We start from the raw sequence: 26,830 nt of genomic DNA, 5'->3' as shown, positions 1-26,830 counted from the left end.
GCCTATTGCCTATTGCCTATTGCCTATTGCCTATTGCCTATTGCCTATTGCCTAAAGTCTATAGATTAATCAAACGTTATCTAACTCCATTACCACTATCAAAGGAATTTTATTAGACATGACTCAGAATTCAAAATCAACCAACTCTCTCTCTGCTACTAAGCGTGCTCTGTTGGCTCTACAAGAAATGCAAGCCAAGCTGGAAGCAACTGAAAGTGCTAAAACAGAACCCATTGCTATCGTTGGTCTAGGTTGTCGATTGCCTGGGGGGGCCAATGATCCTGAATCATTCTGGGAACTGTTAAGCAATGGTGTAGATGCAATTACAGATATACCTTCAGAGCGCTGGGATATTGATCAATTCTACGACTCTGACCCAAATAGCTCAGGCAAAATGTATGTCCGCAAGGGTGGATTCATCGATCAGGTAGACCAGTTTGACCCCCAATTCTTTGGGATTTCCCCTCGGGAAGCTGTCAGTATGGACCCTCAGCAACGACTGCTCTTAGAAGTTAGTTGGGAAGCACTAGAGCATGCTGGGCAACCGCTGGATAAGCTGATGGGCAGTAAGACTGGGGTGTTTGTTGGAATTATGAACTTAGATTATTTCCAGCGAGCCACTGAACCTCAGGTGGTAGATGCCCATACTGCTACAGGTAATGCCTTTAGCGTTACATCTGGTCGATTGTCCTATATCCTAGGATTACAAGGCCCTAGTGTAGCCATAGACACCGCCTGCTCTTCATCCTTGGTAGCTGTCCATCTGGCCTGTCAGAGTTTGCGTTCAAACGAATGTAACCTAGCCCTAGCTGCTGGGGTCAACCTGATCCTCTCCCCAGAAGTGATGATTAACGAATGTCGGGCGAAAATGCTTGCTCCCGATGGCCGTTGCAAAACCTTTGATGAGGCTGCTAATGGCTTTGCCCGGGGCGAAGGTTGCGGGGTCGTGGTTCTCAAACGCCTCAGTGATGCGATCGCTAACGGTGACAACATCTTAGCCTTAATTCGGGGTTCAGCAGTCAACCAGGATGGCCGTAGTGGTGGTCTAACCGTTCCCAATGGTCCCGCCCAGCAAGCTGTAATTCGCGCCGCCCTAGCCAATGGTAAAGTGGAGCCTGGGGAAGTCAGTTATATAGAAGCCCACGGTACAGGCACATCCCTAGGGGATCCAATCGAATTGCGAGCCTTAGGGGCAGTACTGGGTAAGGGACGCACCCCAGACCAGAAACTGATGGTTGGTTCAGTAAAAACCAATATGGGTCACCTGGAGTCAGCGGCTGGTATGGCAGGACTGATTAAGTTAGTGCTATCCCTACAAAATCAACAGATACCACCCCATCTGCATCTGAACAACCCCAATCCTTACATCCCTTGGGCTGAACTTCCCATCGAGATCCCCACTGAACTTACCCCTTGGCACTGCGACCATGGCTCCCGCATTGCTGGACTAAGTTCCTTTGGGTTTAGTGGCACCAACGCTCATATCGTAGTGGAGGAAGCCCCAGTTGCTGAACCATTACAGCTTGAGGTGGAACGACCACAGCACTTGCTTACCCTTTCCGCTAAAAGTGAGGAAGCTTTACTTGCCCTAGCCAGCCGCTTTGAAGATTACCTAAAAGTCCATCCTCAGGCAAATCTGGCGGACATCTGTTTCACGGCTAACACTGGTAGAAATACCTTTACCCAGCGCCTAGCTGTGGTGGCTCAGTCTGGGCAAGAACTGTCTGAACAATTAGCAGCCTTCCGGACGGGTGTTGAGACCGCTGGGGTATTTACTGGAGACCTCGAAGACAAGCAGCGCCCCAAAATAGCCTTTATGTTCACTGGTCAAGGCTCTCAGTCTGTGGGGATGGCACGGGAACTTTACGAAACTCAACCTACTTTCCGCCAAGCCCTAGACCGCTGCGATGCTATTCTGCGTCCCTATTTGGAGCAACCCCTGTTATCTGTACTGTATCCAGCAGAAGGTGAGACCTCTCCTTTAGACCAAACTGCTTACACCCAACCCGCACTGTTTGCTTTAGAATATGCCCTGTATGAGTTATGGCGTTCCTGGGGCATTCAGCCAGATGGTGTTATCGGTCACAGTGTTGGGGAATATGTAGCTGCTTTTGTAGCAGGGGTATATAACCTGGAAGATGGCTTAAAGTTAATTGCTGAGCGTGCCCGACTGATGCAAGCCTTGCCCCCAGGAGGAGAAATGGCTGCAGTGTTAGCACCGGAAGCAGAAGTGACAGCGGCTATTGCTCCCTACGCTGACCAAGTTGCGATCGCATCCATTAACGGGCCTGAAAACATAGTCATCTCAGGAGTAGCATCAGGGGTACAAGCCGTGGTCACGGAACTACAAGCCAAGGGTGTTGACGTCCGACCCTTGAAGGTGTCCCATGCTTTCCATTCTCCCTTAGTAGAGCCCATGCTGGATGCCTTTGAGGAACAGGCAGCTCAGATTAACACCTCCGAGCCCCAAATTGAAATGATTTCCAGTGTGACTGGTAAACGAGTAGAAGCAGGTGAGGTGACTAGCCCTGGTTATTGGCGTCGTCAGGTGCGGCAGTCAGTTAAATTTGCCGTTGCGATGGAAACCTTACAAGCACAGGGCTACGAGGTGTTTGTAGAAATTGGACCTCATCCAGTAATGCTGGGTATGGGACGACAGTGCTTGCCACCAGAAACTGGAGTTTGGTTACCTTCCCTACGTCGAGGACAGTCCGATTGGCAACAGTTGCTCCAGAGTTTGGCTTCCTTGTCCGTGCAAGGGGTTAAAGTAGATTGGTCTGGCTTTGACCAAGACTATCAACGCCATATCCTGCCTTTGCCTACCTATCCCTTCCAGCGCACTCGCTATTGGATTGAGACAGTGGCACCAAAATCGAATGGTATTATACCACATGTATCACAAAATGGTGCAAATCCCCCTGTCCACACCCCACAGACTACCCCGTTGGATTGGTTAGAGGCACTAAGTGCAGAGCAAGCCAAATCAATGGTCGAGAGTCAGGATGTAGCTAATATTTCCCAACGTCTTGTTAATCTTTCCACCGAGAAACATCAGCTACTGAAACTGTTGCTTGAGCAATACCAACAGCAGGTTAATTCAGAGTACCTGAGGGATGCCCTGTACGAGGTTAAGTGGCAAACTCAAGAGCGTACCCAGGAAGCAGAAACTCAAGTAACTGAGCCTGGTCAATGGCTGATCTTTGCAGATTACGGTGGCGTAGGACAGGCATTAGCAGAAAATTTGCGATCGCATGGTCACAGCTGTTGCCTGATTTATCCAGGTGAAGCTTACCAAAGCCTACCAGGAGGAATTGGCACAATTAACCCGGCTGATCCCAATCATTTCCAGCGGTTGTTCCAGGAAACTCTTGGAAATAATCCATTGCCCTGTCATGGAGTAATTCATCTGTGGAGTCTAGAGGCTGAACAGTCTGAAGCACTCACACCATCCTCTCTCGAAGCGTCTCACGTCTTGGGTTGTGGCAGCGTACTGCACCTAGTTCAGTCACTAGTTCAGACACTGGTCAATACTGGCAGTGCAACCTTACCGAAATTGTGGTTAGTAACCTCTGGCACCCAAGCAGTGGAAACCAACCCTGCTCCAGTAGCACTGGCTCAAGCCTCTTTGTGGGGCATGGGACGAGTGATTGCCCTGGAACACTCTGAAATTTGGGGAGGACTACTAGATTTAGACCCATCTATATCTGGTAATTCTGGTGATAAGGGTGCTACCCAACAGGCCATGGCTCTGTTCCCAGAAATTTGGCAGCCAGACGGGGAAGACCATGTAGCCTTCCGCAACGGACAACGCTATGTTGCTCGCTTGGTATCTAGCAAACCCAATCAAACCGAATCCTTACCTGTGGAGGCTGATGGTATCTACCTGATTACTGGTGGCTTGGGCAGTTTGGGACTCCGGGTTGCCCAGTGGATGGCTGAACAAGGGGCAAAAACCCTTGTGCTATTGGGACGCCGAGGACTTCCGCCATCAGAGCAGTGGGCAAGCTTACCCGAAGACAGTGAGTCTTGGAAACGGATCAAGGCTATTAAAGCTATCAAAGCCATGGGAGTCAAGGTGATTGTGGCTCAAGCTGATGTCAGTGATCACGATCAGATGTCTGAGGTATTTGAACACTTGCGTAACACTCAGATTCCCCTCAAAGGTGTTATCCATGCCGCCGGGATTGAAAATTATCAGGAAATGCAAGGGATCGACCTGAATGTACTTCAGGCTACCCTGAAACCTAAAGTAATGGGGGCATGGCTACTGCATCAACTTACCCAAGAGATCAACCTAGACTTTTTCGTCTGCTTCTCCTCGATTGCCTCTGTGTGGGGCTCCAAGGGACAAGCCGATTACGCCGCTGCTAATGCTTTCCTAGATGCGATCGCACATCACCGTCAAGCCCTAGGATTACCTGCTTTGAGCATCAATTGGGGACCCTGGTCTGAAGGTGGCATGGCATCTGAAGAGGTCAAGACCTTATTGAAGCGTATAGGAGTAGACCCATGGCAACCAGAAGAAGCCATGAGCATTTTGCCATCCCTGATCGGGTCGAACAGCCCTCAAGTAATCGGTGCTAAAGTCAACTGGGATGTCTTTAAACCACTTTATGAGGTGAAGGGACAACGAGCGCTGGTGGCAAACATGGGAGTAAACTCACACATCCAAGACTCACAGATAGATCACAAAGAGTCAACTCCAGCACAGCGTCCTGATTTTCTAAAGCAATTAGCAAATGCCCCTGCTCAGAAACGTCAAGACCTATTAGTAGCTTATCTTCAAAAAGAAGTTACCCAGGTGTTACGTTTGGATCAATCCCATCCCATCAAAGGTCAACAGGGATTTGCCGAATTAGGCATGGACTCTTTGATGGCTGTGGAGCTCAAGAGCCGCTTAGAAGCTAGCTTGGGACAGACCTTGAGTTCAACATTGGCATTTAACTATCCCAATATCAACGCTCTTGCTAATTATCTGGCTCAGGATGTTCTATGCTTAGACCAAGCAGATGACTCTCTTGGCTTAAGTCACAGTGATCATGACCAATCCTCTACAGCTACAGAAGAGCTAGAAGAATTATCTGAAGAGGATTTGGCTTCATTACTAGATGAAGAATTAGTAACTCTAGTCTTCAATTAGTAAGTGATAGCAATTGCGCTACGCGCACGCTACGCGAACACCGCTCACCGATAAGCGATTAACTTTTAACAATCAACTATCAGCAAATGGGCTGATAGTTGATTGCTATAGCAATGCTTGTAATAGTCTTTAAAAATTAAACGGACCAAGAATTGCTAAAACCTTGTCTTTAGCAAAGTTGCTAATCTCTAACTCCCCATCTCCCCATCTTCCCATCTCCCCACATCTCCCTCTGTTTTCCGATTCCCGATTCCCGATTCCCGATTCCCGATTCCCGATTCCCAGCGGTATAGATCAATTTCAATAATTTTGCGTAAATTCCAACGGCAAGCCTGACAAGTAATCAAAGAGGTAAATAGAATTTTTGACAAATTTTGGGGAAAGCAATCTAATTGCTGTGCAGTTTAAATTCCCTTGCCCCAATTATGAATACCACTGGGAAATTGTTGCAATGAATAACACGTCAGAACCCATAGACCATAGCTCTCGCTTGAAAAATGCACTGCTAGCCGTTAGGAAAATGCGCTCCAAGCTTGAAGCGATCGAGCGTTCTAAGACAGAACCACTTGCCATCATTGGTATGGGTTGTCGATTTCCCGGTGGTGCTGACAATCCTGATCAATACTGGTCTTTGCTCCATGATGGAGTCGATGCCATCACTGAGGTGCCTAAAGATAGATGGGACATCGAGCAATACTATGACCCGGATCCTGATGCCCCTGGTAAAATGTATGTCCGCAATGCTGGCTTTATCGATCAGGTAGACCAATTTGATGCCAAGTTCTTTGGCATTACACCCCGAGAAGCCATAAGCATGGATCCTCAACATCGGCTACTTTTAGAAGTAAGTTGGGCAGCAATCGAACAAGCTTGTCAGTCACCAGAGCAACTGCGGAATAGCCAAACTGGTGTCTTTGTTGGCATTACTACCAATGATTATTTGCAACTCCAGACCCGGTTAGGGGATCAAACTATTATCGATGCCTACACTGCCACAGGTAATTGCCTTAACGCTGTAGCTGGACGCTTGTCCTATACGTTAGGGTTACAAGGACCCAGTATGGCAGTGGATACAGCCTGTTCTTCCTCCTTAGTCACCGTCCATCTAGCCTGCCAAAGTCTACGCAACCGAGACTGTGATCTTGCCCTTGCTGGTGGGGTGAATCTAATCCTGTCCCCAGATGGTACGATTGCCACCTCTAGAGCCAGAATGCTAGCCAGGGATGGTCGTTGCAAAACCTTTGATGCAGCGGCAGATGGTTTTGCCAGAGGAGAGGGGTGCGGGATGGTGGTACTCAAGCGCCTCAGTGATGCGATCGCTGACAGGGATAATATCTTAGCCCTAATTCGGGGTACAGCAGTTAACCAAGATGGACCGAGCAGTGGTCTAACAGTTCCTAATGGTCCCGCCCAGCAAGCAGTGATTCGCAAAGCGTTGGCTAATGGTGGAGTTAAGCCAGAGCAGGTTAGCTATGTAGAAGCCCACGGTACCGGTACATCGTTAGGAGACCCAATCGAGGTTGAATCCCTAGCAGCAGTATTATGCCAAGAGCGTACTAAAGACCAACCTTTAATCATTGGTTCAGCTAAAACTAATCTTGGTCACTTGGAGTCAGCTGCTGGTGTAGCAGGACTAATTAAATTAGTATTGGCCCTACAACATCAACAAATACCACCCCATCTGCATCTGAAAAACCCCAATCCTCATATACCTTGGGACAAACTTCCGATTCAGGTTCCTACTGAACTCACTCGTTGGCACTCAACCCTAAATGAATCACGTATCGCTGGATTGAGTGGGTTTGGTGTCAGTGGAACTAATGCTCATATCGTGGTGGAAGAAGCAACAATTCCTGAGCCGGTGCAGGTTGATGTAGAACGATCACAGCAACTCCTTAACCTCTCCGCCAAAACTGAACAAGCATTGCAACAGTTGGCTAATCGCTTTGAGACGTACCTAGCTACTCATCCTGAAGTACCTTTAACAGATGTTTGCTTCACGGCCAACACTACCAGAGCCGGTTTTGACCATCGTCTAGCTGTAGTAGCTAACTCCAAAGACCAACTTTGCCAACACTTAGCAGCTTTCCAGGCTGGTCAAACGTCACCAGGAGTATTCACTGCTAAGGTTAAAAACAGCCAACCCAAAATAGCCTTCTTGTTCACTGGTCAAGGCTCTGAGTATGTGGGTATGGCACATCAACTCTATCAACAAGCCCCCACTTTCCGCCAAGCCCTAGACCGCTGTGCCGAAATCCTACAACCTTATTTAGAAAAACCCCTGGTGGAAATCCTTTATCCCCAAGGAACAGGAACCACTAACCACAGCAGCCTCGTAGATCAAAGCCCCTACACTCAAGCAGCCCTGTTTGCTATAGAATATGCCCTATGTGAATTATGGCGCTCTTGGGGAATTGAGCCAGATGTGGTTCTAGGCCAAGGTGTTGGAGAATACGTAGCAGCTTGTATAAAAGGGGCTTATACCCTAGAAGATGCTCTGAAATTAAGTGTAACTGGCTCCCTGGTAGGGGAAACTGAAATGACTAGCCCTAGGGATGGGTCTGGTCAGGAGCAGCAGTCAGTAACATTTGAGAGTGCAATGGAAACATTGCAAGCACAGGGTTATGAGTTATTTGTAGAAATTGGTCCGGATTTAGCACTGCTAGAGATTGCACAACAATGTTTGCCAGTGGGAGTTGGAGTTTGGCTGCCTTCCCTACGTCGAGGACAGTCGGATTGGCAACAGTTACTAGAGAGTCTGGCTCAGTTGTCAGTGCAAGGAGTAGCAGTAGATTGGTCTGGCTTTGACCGAGACTATCAACGCCGCCTGGTGCCTCTACCTACCTATCCCTTCCAGCGGGAACGCTTCTGGTTTGAAACTCAAACCCTAGAACCAGGGGACTACCACCAGCCACGTCCAATCCCTCAAAGCCATACCCCAGAATCCCCCCACTCAGGAGGAAGCACTCAGCACGAAGCACTATCTGTGGCTGAGCTCACCTTAGAACAGCGGATCCTAGGGCTAGTGGCTAAGACAACTGGCATTGCTCAAAACCAGTTAGGTCTGGATATGTCCTTAGAGGGTGAGTTGGGCTTAGATTCGATCATGATTACCCAACTGATGAATGGCTTGGTAAAACTGATTCCACAAGAGCAAAAAGCAGCATTTAGTAGCGAGTTTTCCTTGCGGGATTTAATGCAGTTGCAAACCATCAGAGAGATTATTCAGGTATTAGAACAATGGCAATTTTCTGTTACCGTAACAGCGTCTAACTGTGATCAGGAAAACACCCTTGGGGAAGACACTTTAGCCAGTGGGGAAAGCAAAGAAAACTATCAGAAAAACTATCAGAAAAACTATCAGAAAAATTATCAGGAAAACTCTACCGTTACTGAACCAGAGATGGCTTTTACGCCAGCAGAAAACCTAGAACAAAACAGTGACAGTAGTGACAGTAGTGACAGTAGTGACAATATCGAATTACTCCATGGTCAATACTTTCACCTGGTAGGTTACTGGGTTGTTAATTCTAACAGCCTTTTCTCCAGCTTACGATTAGAGGGAGATTTTGACCTAGACATTGCCTGGGCTAGCTGGAAAGACCTATTGGCAAGGCATCCGATGTTGCGATCGCATTTTCATGTGCCTTCTGGTGCCACTAGCTTCAAAGACTACCAGCTAGAAATTCTTGACAATCCCACTCCCCCAGAAATCCTGTTTATCGACATCCAGCATTTAGACAGTGAAGCCAAAGACGAAGCAGTAGCAGAAGAAATAGATCACTGGCTAAATTACGAATGGTCTTTGACTCAATGGCCACTCCATCAATTTTCTGTCATACGTCTTGAAGACTCAGTTTATCAGCTCTTTTTAGGCATCGAACACGTGATCTCAGATGGTCTGAGTAATCATGTCATTCTACGGGAATTTATGGAAATTTATCGCGCCCGTAGTTGTGGTGAAGAGCCCATACTCCCACCAGCCACCAGCCTCAAGGATTACGCTGAAGTGGTAACAGCCATGAATGCTTGGCAGGATCCAGAGGAAGACCAAGCACTTGCTGAGTATACTGCTAGCCAAGGTAAAGAGTCGTATATCTGGAATCCTAAAGGTAAACCTGTTGACTACCAGAATTCCCAATTCTACAGCCATAAATATTGCCTGACCCAGGAGACCACAGATAAACTAATTGCCAAAACTGCTGAATGGCGATTGCCTGTTAATTCCTTACTACTAGGAGCATTTCTGCGAGCAGTTGTCAAGTTAGACTCCCATGACCTTAGCGTCACAAGCACAAATAACAACACAAATAACAATTTTCACGCTACCAAATCCCCGATTATTCAAATTCCCACCAGTGGCAGAGTCTATCCTGAGGTAGATGCATCTAATGTCGTCAGCAGCTTTGCCCAAAATTTAGCCCTTAGCTTTGCTCCGCCTCAGCCCGATGAAGACTGGCAAGCTCTATTAAACCGGATTCATCAGGTCATCCAAAATGGCATAGCCAGCGGTATTGACCGCGCCCAGACTCGCCAGATGGGCATGATCTTCAAAGAAAATATTGCTCTGGAAAATGGGGAAATTCCTGAACATACTTTACCTATGTTTCGGAGTGCGTTGAAATCCAATCTCTATTTCCCCTACACAGGACACACCCACATTAAAACTCAGTACGGTTCTGTTAATGTAACAGATTATCAAGCGGGTGGCATAAATGCTCCTGGAACTGTGGATATCTTACAAGAGGTATTCGATGGCCGTCTGCATATGTTTGCTAGTTACGACTACAACTTTTTTGAACTGTCCGAGATTGATAACTTAATCACGGAATACATTGCTCAGATTGAGGAATTAGTCTCACTGACAATTCAACCTGAGCAGCCATCGAAATCTCAGCAACCATTACCAACAAATACCGCTATCGAGTCAACCCTGCGACAAGTAACAGAAGAAATCTGTCACTATCCCATCTCCGCTGATGAGATGGATCTAGACCTAGAAGCTGACTTAGGAGTAGATTCCCTAGAACGAATTCGGATTGTTACCCACCTAGAAAAGCTCTACGGTAAAGTCGATCGTCAAGGCTTACTAAGCTGTCGGAGTGTGCAAGAAATGGCATCCACCCTCAGCCAATCTTTTAAAGGTTAAAGGTTACAGGTTAGAGGTTTAAGGTTTAAGGTTCAAGGTTAGAGGTTTAAGGTTCAAGGTTTAAGGTTGAAGGTTTAGTGTTGTTCGCCTTTGGCGTTCCCGAAGGAAAGGTTACAGGTTACCGGTTACAGGTTTAAAGTTTAAGGTTTATTTTTCACTGTTCACTGTTCACTATTCACTAGAAATTGGAGGATTTATGGAAAGGTTAGCAATTATCGGTTCTGGAATTTCTGGGACACCAGCCGCTTATTATCTTCAAGATGAGTACGAGGTTGATGTTTATGAAAAAAGTCATCGAGTTGGAGGTCATGCTAATACCATTGACCTGCGAGAGGGAGATAAATCAATCTCGATCGATACCGCATTTGTTGTCTTTAATAAGCCCAATTATCCCGGCTTAACAAAATTCTTTGAAGACTTGGGTGTGAAAACTCAAAAGCATGTGGGAGGATTTAATTTCTATAATCTCGACTCGGACTTACAATTTAATTCTAATGACCTCGAACTCAGTCAAACAGACTTTGAAAAAAAGTTTTCTACTAATTTGGTAGAAATTCATCAGGAAGCCAAGCGATTTTTCAAGCAATGTCGGTCCGACTTTTGGGAGGGCAAAACTCGTATCTCGATGAAGGAGTATCTAGAAAATAATAATTACAGCCAAGAGTTTCAAGACAACTTTGTGATGTTGATGGGGTCAGCTGTATGGTCAATTCCTACCGAGTCATTGATGGAGTTTCCCGCCTCTACCTTTATTAGTTTTTTCATGACTCATGACCAAGGGGGCTTGGGTGGTCAATCGGTAGAATGGGAAACCGTTACAGGAGGGAGTACACGATATGTTGAAAAAGTAGCTTCTTCTCTGAAACGACCGATTCGCACAGAACAAAAAGTTATTTCTGTTAAACGGGATCAAAACAAAGCCATTGTTAAGACAGCAGAGGGAGAAGAGGTATTTGACAAAGTTATTATCGCGACTCATGCTGACCAAGCACTAAGGCTGTTGGAAAGCCCAACAGAATTGGAACAAAAATTACTCGGGTGTTTTAAGTACCATGAGACTGACGTAACCTTGCATACTGATCCAGTAATTATGCACCCAGATAAAGGCACATGGCAATCATGGAACTATGGGCAAGTTACGAAAGACAGTAAACTTCACACCTTTGTCACCTACTACTCTAATATGGTGCATAATTTTATTGCCGAAAAGGATTACTTTGTCTCCCTGGATACTCCTCCAATCGCACTAGACGAAAGCCAAATTATCAAGATTATCAAATACAGGCATCCTGAATATGACATGAATACCCTGGAAGCTCAAAAGCAAATCTACAAACTGAATGAAACAGGACCTGTTTATTTTTCAGGAACTTATTTTCATATCAAAAAACGAGGCATTGATTCTTATGGATTTCATGAAAGTGGAATTTCTTCAGCTTTAGAATTAGTTAAGCAACTGAAAAAGTCGAAAAAATAAGTTCACTAAGCAATCAACAGTTAAAGCTTAGGGTTTAATTGTTGATTGTTCCCTTAGGCGTTACTTTAGGGTAGGTTTAAGGTTGTTCGCGTAGCGTGGCCTTTGGCCAAGGTTAAAGGTTAAAAGTTGTTCGCGTAGCGTGGCCTTTGGCCAAGGTTAAATTTTAAAATTTGAAAGTTTAAAAGTTGAATGTGTAAAGTTAAACGTTGAAGGTTAGAGGTTATAAAAAAGCCAGTTAATTTATAGTAATTAATCTCTATACAAAGGCGATGTAAGGTGTTAATAAGTTTACTAAAATTACTAAAAAAATAATTTTCAAAACTTTTTGATTGCCTGTTATATATTTCATGCTATCTATTCCAAATAAAGCAGCGGTATGACATAAAAAATGTTTGAAAATTAATTTGGTATTAACTCAAAAATAAACTCAACAAGTTCCCAGGAAATACAATGAACAAAATAGCCGAAATTCCCTACCTAAAAATTGTAGAACAAACCCAACAAACCCCCGATGCAATCGCTGTTCTGCACAAAGAAACCAAACTAACTTACGCACAATTACATCATCTTTCCAATCAAGTTGCTAATTACTTACGCTCTCAAGGAGTAAACCGCAATACCTTAGTGGGCATCATGACCGAGCGTGGTCCTCTGATGCTAATCGGAATCTTAGGTATCGTCAAAGCTGGGGGAGCTTATGTTCCCTTAGACCCCTCTTATCCAGCAGAACGCATTCGCTACATTCTTGACCATGCAGAAATTAGCACCTTGGTCACTGAACATCAAGTCACTGAGAAAATCCTAGAATCTCTAGATCAAACCTTACCCTTGCAAACTTTGATGTTCTTAGACGAAGGGGAACCTCTAAGTGAAGTCAACCACTTAACCCAAGTCAATCGAAACACTTGGTCTAGATGCTCTGATCAGGATCTTTCCAGCATCAATGACCCCGATGACTTGATGACGGTTCTATACACATCTGGTTCTACCGGTCGTCCCAAAGGAGTAATGCTGAACCATCGAGGTTATATGAACCGCCTAGAGTGGATGCAAAAGGCGTTCCAGCTAACACCTGGAGACCGAGTAGCCCAGAAAACCTCGTTCTGTTTCGATATATCAGTCTGGGAACTGTTCTGGACATTAATGGAAGGAGCGACGATTTGTCCTGTAGAACGGGAAATCGTCCTCAATCCCTGGGAATTCGCCCAGTGGATGAAGGACATTGGCATTACTATCATGCACTTCGTCCCTTCATTGTTTGGGGAGTTTACCAGTGCCTTGGAAAAGGAATCCTGGACATTTCCTGACCTGCGCTGGTTAATCTTTAGTGGTGAAGCCTTACCTTTATCCTTCATCCAAAATTGGATTGATAAGTACGGTATGGATACTGGACTGGCTAATCTGTACGGTCCAACAGAAGCATCCATTGATGTCACCGCCCATATCATTACTGAGCGTCCTGAAGAAACTATTCCGATTGGGAAAGCTATCGATAATGTTTACCTGAGAATCCTCGATGACCAAATGCAGCCTGTGGCTCCTGGTGAGCTAGGGGCATTGTGGATTGGTGGAGTACAACTGGCTAAAGGTTACCTAAAAGATAGCGATCGCACGGCCAAAGCCTTCCGCCCCAATCCCTTCCCTGAAATTCCAGGAGAGACTCTCTATCTTACCGGTGATCTGGCCAAGGAATTGCCAGACGGTACTATTGAATACCATGGGCGGATGGACAACCAAGTCAAGATTCGTGGTTTTCGGGTAGAACTTGGAGAAATCGAGAGTGTACTCAATACTCATCCAGAGGTGCGTGAAGCTGCTGTTTTGGCAATTGATTTTGGAGCTGGACGGAAACGGTTAGTCGCTTGGTTGTCTGGAAACAAAGTAGATAATCCTCAAATTAAGCAACATCTTTCCCAAAAATTGCCCCATTATATGATTCCTCAAAGGATTCAATGGCTACCTAGCTTGCCCAAGAATCATAATGGTAAGTTGGATCGCAAAGCGTTACAGGCTTTGATAAAAGGTAATCGTCCACAACCGCAAGTGCGATCGCAACCACAACCGCAATCACAACCACAACTGCGATCGCAACCACAACCACAACCCCAACCGCAACCACAACCACAACCCCAACCGCAACCACAACCGCAATCACAACTGCGATCGCAACCACAACCACAACCACAAATGCGATCGCAACCACAACCACAAATGCGATCGCAACAGACCAATAAGACTGATAAGACTGATAGAACCGATAAGACCGAGAACTTTAATCAATACTTACCCCTCGGACCGGCTCAGAATTGGTTGGTAACATACTTTGAGCCTCCTTACCAGTGGACAGGATACACCCGTTTTCGATATCACCAACCCTTGAATCTGGATACTTTCAACGAAGCCTTCAAGGTAATGGTGACACGTCATCCTGCTCTGGCTACTGTGTTTGTCCAAAACCATGGACAATGGCAACAGCAAGTAATGAATCCGCCACAGCCACCGACGTTAGTGTTCTATGATGGCAGTCAGCTCACAGAAGCACAGCGCGAGCACTATATCAGGAGTAAGATCAAGCAAATCAGTCAAACCTTGCAGATCGATGAGTTTCCCCTATGGGCAAACATAGTGGTCAAGGTTAATGAATCCTGCTACGACATCACCACCATTATTCACCATATGATCGCAGATATGTTCAGTGGTCCTGTGCTATTCAAAGAATTTTGGTCCGTCTATAACCAGATGTTGGCAGGTGGTAACGTCAGCTTTGAGAACCCTTCCCCACGTTCCTATACAGATTACATCGATTTGCTGTTAGCGGAAGACAAACGGGGAGCTAAGCCGAGGCATGTTGAGTATTGGAAATCCCAGTTTCCCTCAGAAGACTATACCTTCGGGATTCCCTTGGACTATGGTCTCGGACTTAATCTGGAAGACTCTGCCAAGAGTGAACACTTTACCCTAACCACAAGCCAGACTCAGACACTGTTACGGGAAGCCAAACAGCATTACGGGTGCAATGTCTATACCCTGTTACTGGCTCCGTTGTATCAATTAATGGCTCGTTGGTCTAACAAATCTTGGGTGGTAGTCAGTCATCGTAGCCACGGCAGGGATTTGGGTAATAACCAAATGTTTTGGGAAAGTATCGGTAACTTCGCGGTGAATTTCCCAGTGGGAATTGAGGTGGAGCAAAACCAGCCATGGCAGCAAACCATCAAGCAAATCAAAGACCAATTTAATGGATTGCCCATGAATGGTGTCACGTTTGATTGGGTATCTGACCAATTACCGAGTTACATGTATCCTGATGCTAATTTGACTCCAATACGCGCAAATTATCTAGGAAATCGATCGGTTCCCGCTTTCGAGGGGTTTGAGTTCATTCAGGAAGAACGCGATCGCCGTTTATCCCCTCCAGGACAGAAACGAACTACGTTGCTAGAGTTCTTCTTCTCTATCGTTGATGGCACTGTCCACGTAGGCATCGAATATTCTCGCAATTTCCATAATGCCGGAACTATCCGCCAATTGGGTCAGGGATACTTAGGTCTGATCGATGACATGATTGCTCGAATCAACACCGAACCATTGAATCTCGATGCCACCAGGGTATGATATAGCGCTTTGTGTCTAGTAAATGTTGCGTAGCTTGCGTAGTGGCGTGGCACACCTAAAAATGTTTGTTGGGTAGAGCTAAAGGGAAACCCAACAAAGGGTTACTGGTGTTGGGTTTCATTCTTCAACCCAACCTACGCTTATTGCACCATTTTAGCTGTGTCGGTCCAGTAGGGTGCGTTAGGGGGGGACTTGCCATTATTTTTCGCCTTGAGCGCCAGGGTTGGGATAGTCCGCCCCGTAACGCACCACCGGGTCAAACAGTTTTTAGGAGATGCACCCAGGAGTTTTGCCAGTGGATTCAGTTGTTTGTAAAGGATTGTTACAAAAATCGACACTAGGCGTAAAGGAAAGACTTAACCCAGACAAGTAAATATACTGCACAGGCTGATCACCTCAGCTAATTGAAGATCCCCCCCAGCCCCCCAAAACAGCGGGGGGAGCAGGAGTTAGGTGCGTTATTAACGCACCCTACAGGTAGAAGTGCAACTTTTGCCTCTTGCCTCTTGCCTTGGGCGTAGCGCTACACATCCCAACATAGTACAGCTTGACAGAAATCATTCAATAATCCATAGCTTGACAAAGACAATGCAGAGATTTCCTTCAACCACATCCAACTCTCCCTTTGCGACGGGATTACCCGCTTTGTATGCTGTCGCTTTCTTATCTGGGCTTTCCCTAGGGCTGTTTAATCCTTTTGTTTCAACCCTGATGGCTCAACATGGCATTGATGATGTTTGGATCGGGGCGAATTCCACAGTCTATTTTCTGGTCATCGCCTTAGGAACGCCAATCGTCGCCAAAATGTTGCGCCGAATAGGACTTCGCGGTACGATGATACTTGGCTTTGCCCTGATGGGGTTAGCCGCTCCCCTGTTTCCCTTGACAACAAACCTATCGTTGTGGTTCATTATCCGTACTGTCATGGGGTTTGCTGTGTGCTTGTACTTAGTCTCCGGACAAACCGCATTAAATTACTTTTGTAATGACAGTAATCGGTCAATTGTAAATGGTTTAGAAGCTTTGTGCTTTAGCCTAGGATTCGGTATCGGTCCAGTGATTGGTTCCGCATTTTATGACGTTTCTCCAAAGATTACCTTTTCTTTGGGAAGCATGTTAGTGCTAAGTGGCATAGCAGTAGTCTTAATTGGTTTACCCGAAAAATCCATCTCTTTTAAACAGCCACGTCTAGCAGTTTTCAAAAAGATTAAACTTCCGCTTCAAGGAGCCTTTGCTTACGGGTTTAGTGTCGCTACCTTAGTCTCTCTTTATCCGGTATATCTACTTCGCCATGACTATGGTGTAGAGGAAATTGGTTATACATTTAGTGTGTTTATTATTGGAGGTTTGGTTGCTACTGTTCCTGTTACCCATTTAGCCGATAGATTTAGCAAATCAAAGGTTCTTTTAGGTAGCGTATGCATGGTTGTCCTGTCTGTGCTTGGTCTTTCATTACTCGATAACATCATGGCTACCAAAGTGTTTGCCTTTATTGCTGGCGCTAGCATGAGTCCAATTTTTCCCTTATCACGAGCACTGATTGGATCTAAACTTTCCACAGAAAAATTACCCTCTGGAACGGCTCTGTTTACTGCTATATACAGTGCTGGCTGTACAGCAGGTCCGATTCTTTCTGCTTTAGCGATGAAATACTGGGGTGATCGTTTCATATTTAGCTTGATGCTAGCAATATTTGTAATATTTATGGTGCGCCTAATGAGAAACAAAAAGAAACGGATGCTTGGGTATAATTAATTACCTCAAAGACCTGATTAAGATTTCAAATCAGGTTTTTTTCTGTGATAGCGTTTATAAATGAAATGTAAATCTAGGATTATTTTTCTCTTGGAGAATAAAAAAACTCAGCTCTTTACCTTCTTTGCTTTTGCCTCTTGCCTCTTGCATTTTTGATCAATAAGTGTATTTACAACCTAGATATAAACCCTATACATGAACTAGGTCAAATTTAGTCTGGTGACGAGGTATGTAACAAATCAATAAGACAAGATAAGCAACAGCAGTTTCTGAAGTAGAATACCTTCAAGATTAATTATCTGTAGAAGCAACTTTTATTGGTAAAGTCAACTATGCGTAATTATCCTATTTCCCTACTATTGGGTCTAACAGCAACCATTGCCCTATACGCCCCTTTACCTGCTCAAGCTCAACCCATACTCTATGACGAGACTGGTGGTAAGGAGAGCATCACATTAGATCCCGATGGACTCGCTGTTCTAGAGTCAATTGGCTTATCTGTAAATATAGACTCCATAGAGCAGACAGCTGAACCAGCGCCAGGTTTCTCCTTTGCCTTTTCTGTGCTTCCTCGCAGCTCGGATCCTAACGTTCTAGGAAATAGCTTTCAATTTCTCTATGATGAGGAGACAGATTTCTTCCTTCCCTTCAGTGGCTCAACAGAGTTAAGTGGCAGCATCTTTTTTGACGTAGATACCACTAAGATTGACCTTCCTCCTGTATTCGAAATCGGAGACTTATCTGCCCGTTTCGATCCAACTACGTTCGAGTTTTCACTTACAGATACAGCCAATACTGGGTTGGCTATCTTCGATTCCCAACCACCGGGGAATCCGGTTTTTGATCTGCCCAATCAAACCTGGAGTCTCGATCCTTTACTAATCAGCATATCTGAGGATTTTAGCAATTTTCTGATCGATGCTCAGCTTGCTGCTGGGGTCACCGATCCAATTGTCACTGAAGGTGTGCTAATTGCGATCGCTAGAGGAGATCGGACGTTTGTAGAAGCTGGTTCTACTCAGGTTCCTGAACCTGGTAGTGCCTTAGCAGTTTTAACCGCTGCTAGTGCAGCCTTAGCCGTTGGTAAGCGACGTCGTTGTGCATCACTGGTTCTTAATAACAAGCGCGAATCGTCAAATTAGAGCACCAATTGTCGTTAACTACCCTACTGTTGTTAATAGGAATTGACTCAACATGCCTAATTCTTCCCTTTCTCTATTTCTAGGAGTGGCAGCTACTGCCCTAGTCTTGACACCTACAACAGCTGTTGCTCAGACCTTTGACTTTGGCAGAGTTGAAAATATTCCAGTACTACCGCTTGAGTCTGATAGCGTACTCTCCTTTTTTGGGGATATCGCTAATAATGAAGGAAATATAGGTTTCAGTAATGAAGATCCTACGGCTCCAGACGCAGGTCATATCGGTTTCCGCCCAGGTACAGATAATGTTAGGTATTATGCTATAGGTCCGGGGCGTAGCCCCGATCCAGCAACGCGCGGTACTCGCTCAGCTACCCTAGAGGGCGTGACTGGCTTGCCTAACTTTTTCAACTACCTAAAAGAAAACGATATTCCCCTAAGTAGTATTGGGCTTGACTTTGGTCCAAAAAGTGACCGAGATGTGACCAAAACTTGGAATCTGGGCGAAGATAAACTGGGTCAAGATTGGTTCGGGAGTCCGGATTCAACGATTGAGGAATCAATTTATCAAGCTAATCCAGATGATGTGGAGAATTTTCTCACTTTTGGAACAACTAAGATCATCGATTTTGGCTATACACCTTTTTACTTTGTCTCAGCTAACGACAACCCTGGTAGCCCGGTTGGAAATTTTAATAACTTTTGGGGTAACCCAATCCCAGCGTTTAAAGTGCCTGGCTTAGATCCTTTAGCCTCCGGATTAGCTGATGCTTTTTTACAAGATGTAGCTGCTGGGGGTGGATTGGTTCAGGAAATTTCTATAGATCAAATTGAACTGTCTGACTTGTCTTTTTCCGTTAGCCAGGGATTTGAAATAATCACCTTCTCCTACCCAATAGAAATAAGAATAGTAGGCAGCACCAGTGTACCAGAATCTTCCTCAGTATTAGGATTATTCATGTTGGGAGCTTTAGGTACCGTTGCTCGGATGACATCACAAAAGCTGAAACAGTAATCGGTAAATTAGGGTAGTAAATTATTGGAGTAAATCAGTGTGTTTTATCCATCAAAAACAGGGATCATCGATCCCCCCTAACCCCCCTTAACAAAGGGGGGAATTAGATTCAAAAGTCCCCTTAACAAAGGGTGGAATTAGATTCAAAAGTCCCCCTTATCAAGGGGGATTTAGGGGGATCTAAATCAGAGATTAACAAAACTGACATGCCCCGCAAAAACATCTCTTTAACCCCCCCTTTCTAAAACTATATCCCAGGAGTTTTTATAGGAGTTTATTTGACCTATGGGTAAATCTCACCTTTCCATATTTCTAGGACTAACTGCCACCGCTGCAGTATGGACGCCGCTACCTGCTCAAGCAGCAACTTTCGACTATAGCAGACTAGAAAATATTGACGCACGACCAATCGACTCTGATCACGTCCTCAATTTTTTTGGAGATCCATCTCAGAACGAAGGATTTACAGCGTTCTTCAATCTTGATTTCACTGCACCAGATGTGGGTCATATAGAAATCAGCAAGAATGCGCCAGGTAACATTGCTCCCTATTACACTACTGGAAGGCAGGCAAGTCCTGAAGAGCCTGACAGTGGTTCTACCCGGTCAGCTAGTTTGAATGGTGTCACAGGCTTTTCTAACTTTTTTGGCTACCTAAGTGATAATAATATATCACTTAGTAGTATTGGCTTAGGCTATGGTCAAAAAAGCGACCGTGATTTTAGGACTACCTGGAACTTAGGTGAAGATAAGCTTGGTCAAGATTGGTTTGCTAGTCCAGACTCAAATCTTGAGGAACGAATTTATCGGGCAAATCCAGATGATGTCGAGATTTTTATATCTTATGAAGATACTAAGATACTTGATTTTGGATACACCGATTTTTACAGTATTCTCGACTATGGTGATACCGTAGCAATTACTGATGATTTTGATGTCATTTTGAGTGACCCATTTACAGCAGACATAGTGGAAGGATTAGACCCCTTTAGTGCTGGTTTAGCACAAGCGTTTTTACTAGATATTGCTGAAGCTGGCGGTGGGGTTCAGGTCGTTTATGAACAACCCAACGTTGAGGAAGCTCCTTTAATGTTCGGAAACGGATTCGGTGTATTAAGTTTTCCCTTCCCATTCACCCTCAGGGGGGTTGCTATTGCTACAGTACCTGAACCTTCTTCTGTGATCGGTATATTTATGTTGGGCGCTTTAGGTGCAGTAGCTCGGAGCACGAAACAGAAAAAGGGTAAGTCATTAAATTAGATGTAAGCTATCAGCGATCAGCTATCAGTTATCAGCTTTGGGCTTGTGGCTGACGGCTGACCGCTGACTGCTTACAAAAAACCAAAAGCTTTAGTTTATAAATGTCATCAGCAATATCACAAACGATGTGCAAATCATCATGTTGATTGCTGGTGGCTTTTTTTATTTATAATAATAGGTGATTATAATGAAAGCTGTGATTAGTAATGGCTATGGCTCCACTGACCTCTTAGAGTATACCTCAGTGGAGCAACCTACACCGAAAAGTAATCAATTATTAATTAAAGTTCATGCTACCAGCATCAACCCCATCGATTGGAAAATTCGGAAAGGTTACCTGAAAATATTCACAGGCAATAAATTCCCGATGCTATTAGGATTTGATGTGGCTGGAGAGGTGGTACAAGTCGGTGATTCAGTTACAAGTTTCCAACCAGGTGATCAGATCTATGCCCGCCTGGATTCTTTCCCGGGAGGAGCTTATGCTGAGTATGCCGTAGTTTCGGAATCGGCGGCTTGTCTGAAACCCAATACTATGACCTATACTCAAGCTGCTGCTGTACCCCTCGCTGCTCTGACTGCCCTACAAGCATTGCGAGACCTGGGTAAGATTCAACCGGGACATGATGTCTTGATCAATGGTGCTTCCGGAGGAGTGGGTACGTTTGCAGTGCAAATTGCTAAAGCACTCTCAGCTGAGGTAACCGCTGTGTGCAGTACCAAGAATATTGATTTGGTCAAATCCCTCGGATGCGTTCGCATTATCGATTACACAACCCAAGACTTTACCCAAGATACCGCTAAGTACGACATTATTTTCGATGCAGTAGCCAAAAACTCTTTTGCTCAATGCAAAAAGCTTTTGAAACCCCATGGGATTTACATCACTACGTTACCCACTCCTAGCAGCATTGTGCAAAGTTTACTAACTCTAGTGTGGCCTGGTAAAAAAGTAAAACTGATTACAGTCAGATCGAGTGGTAAGGATTTAGCATATCTCAAAGAACTCATAGAAGCCGATAAAATTCGGTCAGTTATTCAGGAAACCTATCCTTTATCTGACGTCCCTAAAGCTCACTCCATCAGCGAACAGGGACACGTCGCTGGCAAATTGGTGATTACTGTCTAGCAAAGGGAGCAGGGAATCGGGAATTGGGAATCGGGAATCGGGAATCGGGAATCGGGAATCGGGAATCGGAAACTGCGTAAATAGTCAAGACAAGACTGATAAGTAATACAGATAGGCGGCAAGTATAGGGTTTTCAATACTTACGAAGTACACAGGATTTTTTCCTAATTCACAAGTTCCCTACTCCCTACTCCCTACTCCCTACTCCCTAATCCCTACTCCCTACTCCCTACTCCCTACTCCCTGTTCCCTACTCCCTACTCCCTACTCCCTGTTCCCTACTCCCTACTCCCTACTCCCTGTTCCCTTTGCTATAACTTTTTTAACAATGCTTGATACAAAGAATGGTAAAAAACCTCCTACTGATGAAGAAGTAACGGTTTTGCAAAGCCTACCGGCTGAAACCCTAATAGAACGCTCAAAACACCATAAATTTGGTTTAGTGTGGGGTGGCACAATACTTCTGTTACTCTCAGGTTTCCTAATTTTTATCACTAGCCAGTCTGGTCGTAACTCACTCATAGATGCCCCAACATCTCCAACCAACCAGTCCGGTACAGCACTAAATACTAACGAACCTCCTATAGAAATCCTTCCTGTTGAAACTCAGCGTATCCAGCTAGTAGACTCACGGCAAAGTTCGCGGACTTACACTGGTGAGATTGTTGCCCGCCGTAGTAGTGACCTGGCATTTGAACGTTCTGGTAAAGTTCTTCAAATTAATGTTGATCAAGGACAGCGGGTTAAAGCTGGCACCCCTTTAGCAACCCTAAGCACTAGTGACCTAGAAGCCTCCCGCAGTGAATTACTTGCCGAGCGAGCTCAAGCGGTAGCTGAACTCAAGGAAATGCAAGCTGGTTCTCGCCCGGAAACTATTGCGGCTGCGCGAGCTAACTTAGCTCAAACTGTAGCTGAGCTCAAGGAAAGACAAGCTGGGCCTAGAGCGGACACCATTGCTGCTGCTCAGGCTACTGTCACAGAACTGGACCAAGAACTGGAACTGTCTCGCAAGAAACAAAATCGACGACAATCCCTGTACAGCGAGGGAGCAATTTCGAGGGAGCAACTTGACGAAGCAATTACTGAAGTTAGCGCCCAAAAGGCTCGCCTTGACCAAGCACAAAGCCAACTCAATGAGTTATTAGCTGGAACTCGTCCGGAACGGATTGAAGCCCAAAAAGCTCGGGTTGACCAAGCTCAAAAGCAGCTAGATGAGTTACTGGCTGGAACCCGTCCGGAACGGATTGAAGCCCAAAAAGCGATTATTGCGCAACTGGATGCTAGCTTAGGGAAGCTCAAACTGGATCTTAAAAAAACTACTCTCAAAGCTCCTTTCTCTGGAACCATTTCCAGGCGTTGGGTTGATGAAGGAACAGTCGTCTCTACTGCTCGGTCTCAAGCGATTTTTAGCATTGTGGAAGATGGAGCTGTTGAAGCTAATATTGGTATTCCTGTCTCAGCCGCTTCCCAACTCCAACTCGGTAGCACTTTACCGTTAAAAATTGGACAGAAAACCTATACCTCCCAAGTTTCATCAATTCTGCCCGAACTAGACTCTGACACTCGCACTGTAACCGTTGTGCTAAAGCTAGATCCCGCAGCAGCTAGAACAGTTGCTCCAGGACAGTTAGCCCAGTTAGAACTCGCTCAATCCATTGCCACCTCTGGTTATTGGTTGCCAACTACAGCCCTAGTACCAGGAGTTCGGGGTTTATGGTCGTGCTACGTCTTGGGTGAAGCAGTGCCATTGAAATCCCCTATTGCTGAGGGTAAAACCACTTTCCGGGTGGAACGAACTGATGTGGAAATTCTGTATCAAGAAGACGATCCTTCCGGCACCCATGGCCAACGGGTATTAGTAAGAGGAACTCTCCAACCCGGTGACCAGGTGATTATTAGCGGTATGCATCGCATTGTTCCTGGTCAATTCGTCCGTCCTATTAAACAGTGAGGGGTGTCAGTATGTCGAATTTATTTTATCGCAATCTACAATTACTAATTCTAACTATCTGTTTAATTGTGGTGTGGGGACTTTCGTCTTTCTTTAGTCTTCCTCGCCTAGAAGATCCAGAATTAACTCAGCGCAATGCTTTTATTACAACCGTTTTTCCTGGAGCCAGTGCAGAACGGGTGGAATTCCTGGTCACAGACAAAATCGAGCAAGAATTATTTGAAATTAAAGCAATTGACACCATTGAATCCACCTCTAGCTTAGGCTTTTCTACTGTTTCAATACAGCTGAAGGAGCAGGTGAAAAATGTTGACCAGATTTGGTCACGGGTGCGGGATAAAATCACTGATATAGCGCCACAGTTACCAGCGGGAGCAAGTACCCCAAAATTCGAGGACTCACAACCAAAAGCCAATGCAATGATTGTGGCTCTGACCTGGGAACAGGACAGTCCCACTAACTATGCCATTCTGCGCCGTTGGAGTCAGGAACTAGAGGATAGACTGCGTTTCGTCCAGGGAACTGAGAAAGTTGAGCTCTTCGGTACTCCACAGGAAGAGATTGTGGTGGAAATCAATCCTGAGCAACTGAGTTCCTTGGGTATAACAGCACAAGAGCTTTCTCAGCAAATCCTGAGGAGTGATGCTAAAGTCGCTGCTGGTCAATTGCGGGGTAGCAATAACAATCTGTTATTTGAAGTCAACGGTGAACTGGATTCCCTTGAGCGCATCAGCAGCATTCCCATTAGCTTTGGCAATCGAAGCCAGTTTAGTCGTTTAGGAGATATTGCTCAAGTTAAAAAGGGAATTGTTGAGCCAGCGTCGGAGCTTGCCCTAATCAATGGTCGTCATGCGATCGCAATTGCAGCGATGGTAGAGTCTAACCAACGGCTCGACGAGTGGGCAAAGGCAGCTCACCGAACCTTAGCAGAATTCGAGACACAATTACCACGGGGTATTGGCTTAGACATTATCTTTAACCAAAACCGTTACGTTGAAGCACGACTTAACCAAGTTATCAGCAACCTGGTCCTGGGCGCGCTGTTGGTGGTAGGAGTAACCCTGTTGATCATGGGCTGGAAATCGGCTTTGATTGTGGGCTCAGCTCTACCCCTGTCAGTGTTGATCGTGTTCGGGGCCATGAATATCCAAGGAATTCCCCTACACCAGATGTCAGTGACTGGGATAATCATCGCCTTGGGTTTGTTGATTGATAACGCTATTATTGTTGTTGACGAAGTACAGAGCCACCTCAGAGAAGGAATCGCTCCCCACAAAGCGGTTACTAAGACAATCCACCACATAGCAATACCGTTACTAGCATCTACCCTAACCAGTGTGCTCGCGTTCCTACCGATTGCTTTAGCCCCTGGTGGTACTGGGGAGTTTACTGGTACGATTGGTGTCACGGTAATTTTGGCACTGTTAAGCTCTCTTGCTCTCTCCTTAACGGTAATCCCAGCCTTGGTCGGGAAACTACACCGCTGGGGGAACGCACCAGTTATCGGAAGCTGGTGGCAAACCGGTTTTTCTCATCCCCGTCTGACCCAAACCTATGGTTGGGTTCTGGATAAAATCTTCGCACGACCAGTTATAGGGGTGGTGCTAACCCTGATTCTTCCGATTAGTGGCTTCTTAGTTGCTCCCAATCTAGAGCAACAGTTCTTTCCCCCCACAGACCGGGAACAGTTCTACATCGAATTCGAGCTACCAACCCAAACGTCCCTAGAGCAGACTCAAACTAATGTCGTCAAAGCACGGGAACTGATCCGCAACCACCCCGAAGTGGTAGATGTGCATTGGTTTATGGGTAAGAGTGCTCCTCAGTTTTACTACAACGTCATTGCAAATCGAGAAAATTCAGCTAATTATGCTCAAGGTTTGGTACAACTACAACCAGACGTAGTATCCCGTCCATTAATCCAAAGCTTGCAGAGTGAACTGAATCAGGCATTTCCCGCAGCCCAAGTCCTGGTGCGACAAATCGAGCAAGGGCCTCCCTTTGATGCTCCCATTGAACTACGGCTTTACGGTCCACAGCTCCATCGCTTGCGGGAATTAGGTAACCAGATCCGTGCAGAACTAGCTCAAGTTCCTGACGTGATTCACACCCGAGCTGACTTAACCGAAGGGCTACCTAAATTAGCGTTAACCATTGACGAAGAGCAAGCCCGACTGGCAGGAATTGACAAAACTGAGATTGCTCAGCAACTGGACACCAGCTTAGAAGGTGCTGTGGGAGGCTCAGTGTTGGAGGTTACGGAAGAACTCCCGGTGCGTGTGCGCTTGTCAAATCCCAATCGCTCTAACCTAGATCAGATTGCTTCCCTCAACTTGCTTCCAAACAGCAACACTGGTGATAATCGTGAGCGTATTCCCCTCTCTGCTTTAGGGGATATTAAACTTATCCCCGATTTAGCCACTATTTCCCGACGCAATGGACAACGGTTGAATACAGTACAGGGATTCATCACTGCTGGGGTGTTGCCTGCTACAGTTCTCGACAATTTCAAACAGCGCTTGAGTACCTTCGAGCTACCTCCAGGCTATTCCTACGACTTTGGAGGTGAAGCGGACGAACGTAGCAGTGCGGTGAGCAATCTAGTCTCTACCCTTGGGGTATTAATGATTCTGATGGCAGCAACGTTAATACTAACCTTCGGTTCCTTTAGACTAGCAGGGATTATTGGCCTAATTGCCGTGTTTTCAGTGGGTTTAGCCCTAGGTTCACTGTGGTTATTCGGTTATCCCTTCGGATTCACCGCTATCCTGGGCACTATCGGTTTATTGGGAGTAGTGGTCAATGATTCTATTGTAGTACTAACTGCTCTCCATCAAAACCCCCGTGTTCGTGAGGGAAATCGACAAGCAACACGAGACGTGGTGATTCATTCCACTCGCCATGTCATCGCCACCACCATCACCACCATGATTGGCTTCAGTCCCCTGCTCTTGGAGAAGAGTGGTTTCTGGCCTCCACTGGCCATAGTTATCATTGGTGGCTTAGGTGGCGCGACCCTGATGGCACTCTCCTTTGTGCCCTGTGCCTATTTACTGCTCAAGCGCAGAAAACACAAAAGGACTTACCCAAATCGGCCCTTGCTTAAGGCTCAAACTTTTAACTGATGCCTCCCTATCTCCCCATCCTCATAAGGGTAGGTTTTTTACTTTGACCTCAGGTGTGGGGTGTAGGGGGTGGGG

12 protein-coding genes are annotated in these 26,830 nt (G+C 45.6%); all 12 read left to right on the top strand.

Features of this window, described 5'->3' with window-relative positions; genetic code table 11:
- Positions 1-118: 118 nt before the first annotated feature.
- The 12 genes from AC4II3_RS17435 to AC4II3_RS17380 all read left to right on the top strand — a co-directional run bounded on the left by AC4II3_RS17435 (position 119) and on the right by AC4II3_RS17380 (position 26,755).
- Entirely contained in the window at positions 119-5,140 is a 5,022-nt protein-coding gene (locus AC4II3_RS17435; RefSeq protein ID WP_488012989.1) for a type I polyketide synthase, read from the top strand.
- Positions 5,141-5,303: 163 nt separating this feature from the next.
- Positions 5,304-5,447: a hypothetical protein gene (locus AC4II3_RS17430; protein ID WP_488012991.1), complete on the top strand. Its 144-nt coding sequence runs from the start codon at positions 5,304-5,306 to the stop codon at positions 5,445-5,447.
- A 144-nt stretch (positions 5,448-5,591) separates the two neighbouring features.
- Entirely contained in the window at positions 5,592-10,289 is a 4,698-nt protein-coding gene (locus tag AC4II3_RS17425) for a beta-ketoacyl synthase N-terminal-like domain-containing protein (RefSeq protein WP_488012993.1), read from the top strand.
- Between the two features lie 196 nt (positions 10,290-10,485).
- Entirely contained in the window at positions 10,486-11,766 is a 1,281-nt protein-coding gene (locus tag AC4II3_RS17420; protein ID WP_488012995.1) for an NAD(P)/FAD-dependent oxidoreductase, read from the top strand.
- 450 nt (positions 11,767-12,216) lie between these two features.
- Positions 12,217-15,381, top strand: coding sequence for an amino acid adenylation domain-containing protein (locus AC4II3_RS17415; protein WP_488029392.1), 3,165 nt, complete (start codon positions 12,217-12,219; stop codon positions 15,379-15,381).
- A 588-nt stretch (positions 15,382-15,969) separates the two neighbouring features.
- Positions 15,970-17,136, top strand: a complete 1,167-nt coding sequence (locus AC4II3_RS17410) for an MFS transporter (protein WP_488013008.1) — start codon at positions 15,970-15,972, stop codon at positions 17,134-17,136.
- 332 nt (positions 17,137-17,468) lie between these two features.
- The gene (locus AC4II3_RS17405) at positions 17,469-18,278 is read left to right on the top strand and encodes a PEP-CTERM sorting domain-containing protein (RefSeq protein WP_488013007.1); all 810 of its coding nucleotides are present in this window, start codon (positions 17,469-17,471) and stop codon (positions 18,276-18,278) included.
- Between the two features lie 52 nt (positions 18,279-18,330).
- Positions 18,331-19,290 (top strand): PEP-CTERM sorting domain-containing protein, encoded by a 960-nt coding sequence (locus AC4II3_RS17400; protein ID WP_488013006.1) that lies wholly within the window; start codon positions 18,331-18,333, stop codon positions 19,288-19,290.
- A gap of 285 nt (positions 19,291-19,575) precedes the next feature.
- Positions 19,576-20,550 carry a PEP-CTERM sorting domain-containing protein gene (locus AC4II3_RS17395; RefSeq protein ID WP_488013005.1) on the top strand — a complete coding sequence of 325 codons (975 nt, stop codon included), beginning with the start codon at positions 19,576-19,578 and terminating at the stop codon, positions 20,548-20,550.
- Positions 20,551-20,737: 187 nt separating this feature from the next.
- Positions 20,738-21,679: an NAD(P)-dependent alcohol dehydrogenase gene (locus AC4II3_RS17390; protein ID WP_488013003.1), complete on the top strand. Its 942-nt coding sequence runs from the start codon at positions 20,738-20,740 to the stop codon at positions 21,677-21,679.
- Between the two features lie 328 nt (positions 21,680-22,007).
- Complete coding sequence (locus AC4II3_RS17385; protein WP_488013001.1) at positions 22,008-23,630, top strand: efflux RND transporter periplasmic adaptor subunit; 1,623 nt, start codon at positions 22,008-22,010, stop codon at positions 23,628-23,630.
- A gap of 11 nt (positions 23,631-23,641) precedes the next feature.
- Positions 23,642-26,755: an efflux RND transporter permease subunit gene (locus AC4II3_RS17380; RefSeq protein ID WP_488012999.1), complete on the top strand. Its 3,114-nt coding sequence runs from the start codon at positions 23,642-23,644 to the stop codon at positions 26,753-26,755.
- Positions 26,756-26,830: the final 75 nt, after the last annotated feature.

The sequence above is a fragment of the Moorena sp. genome, assembly GCF_982860115.1.
This window is presented reverse-complemented; position numbering and strand designations above follow the sequence as displayed.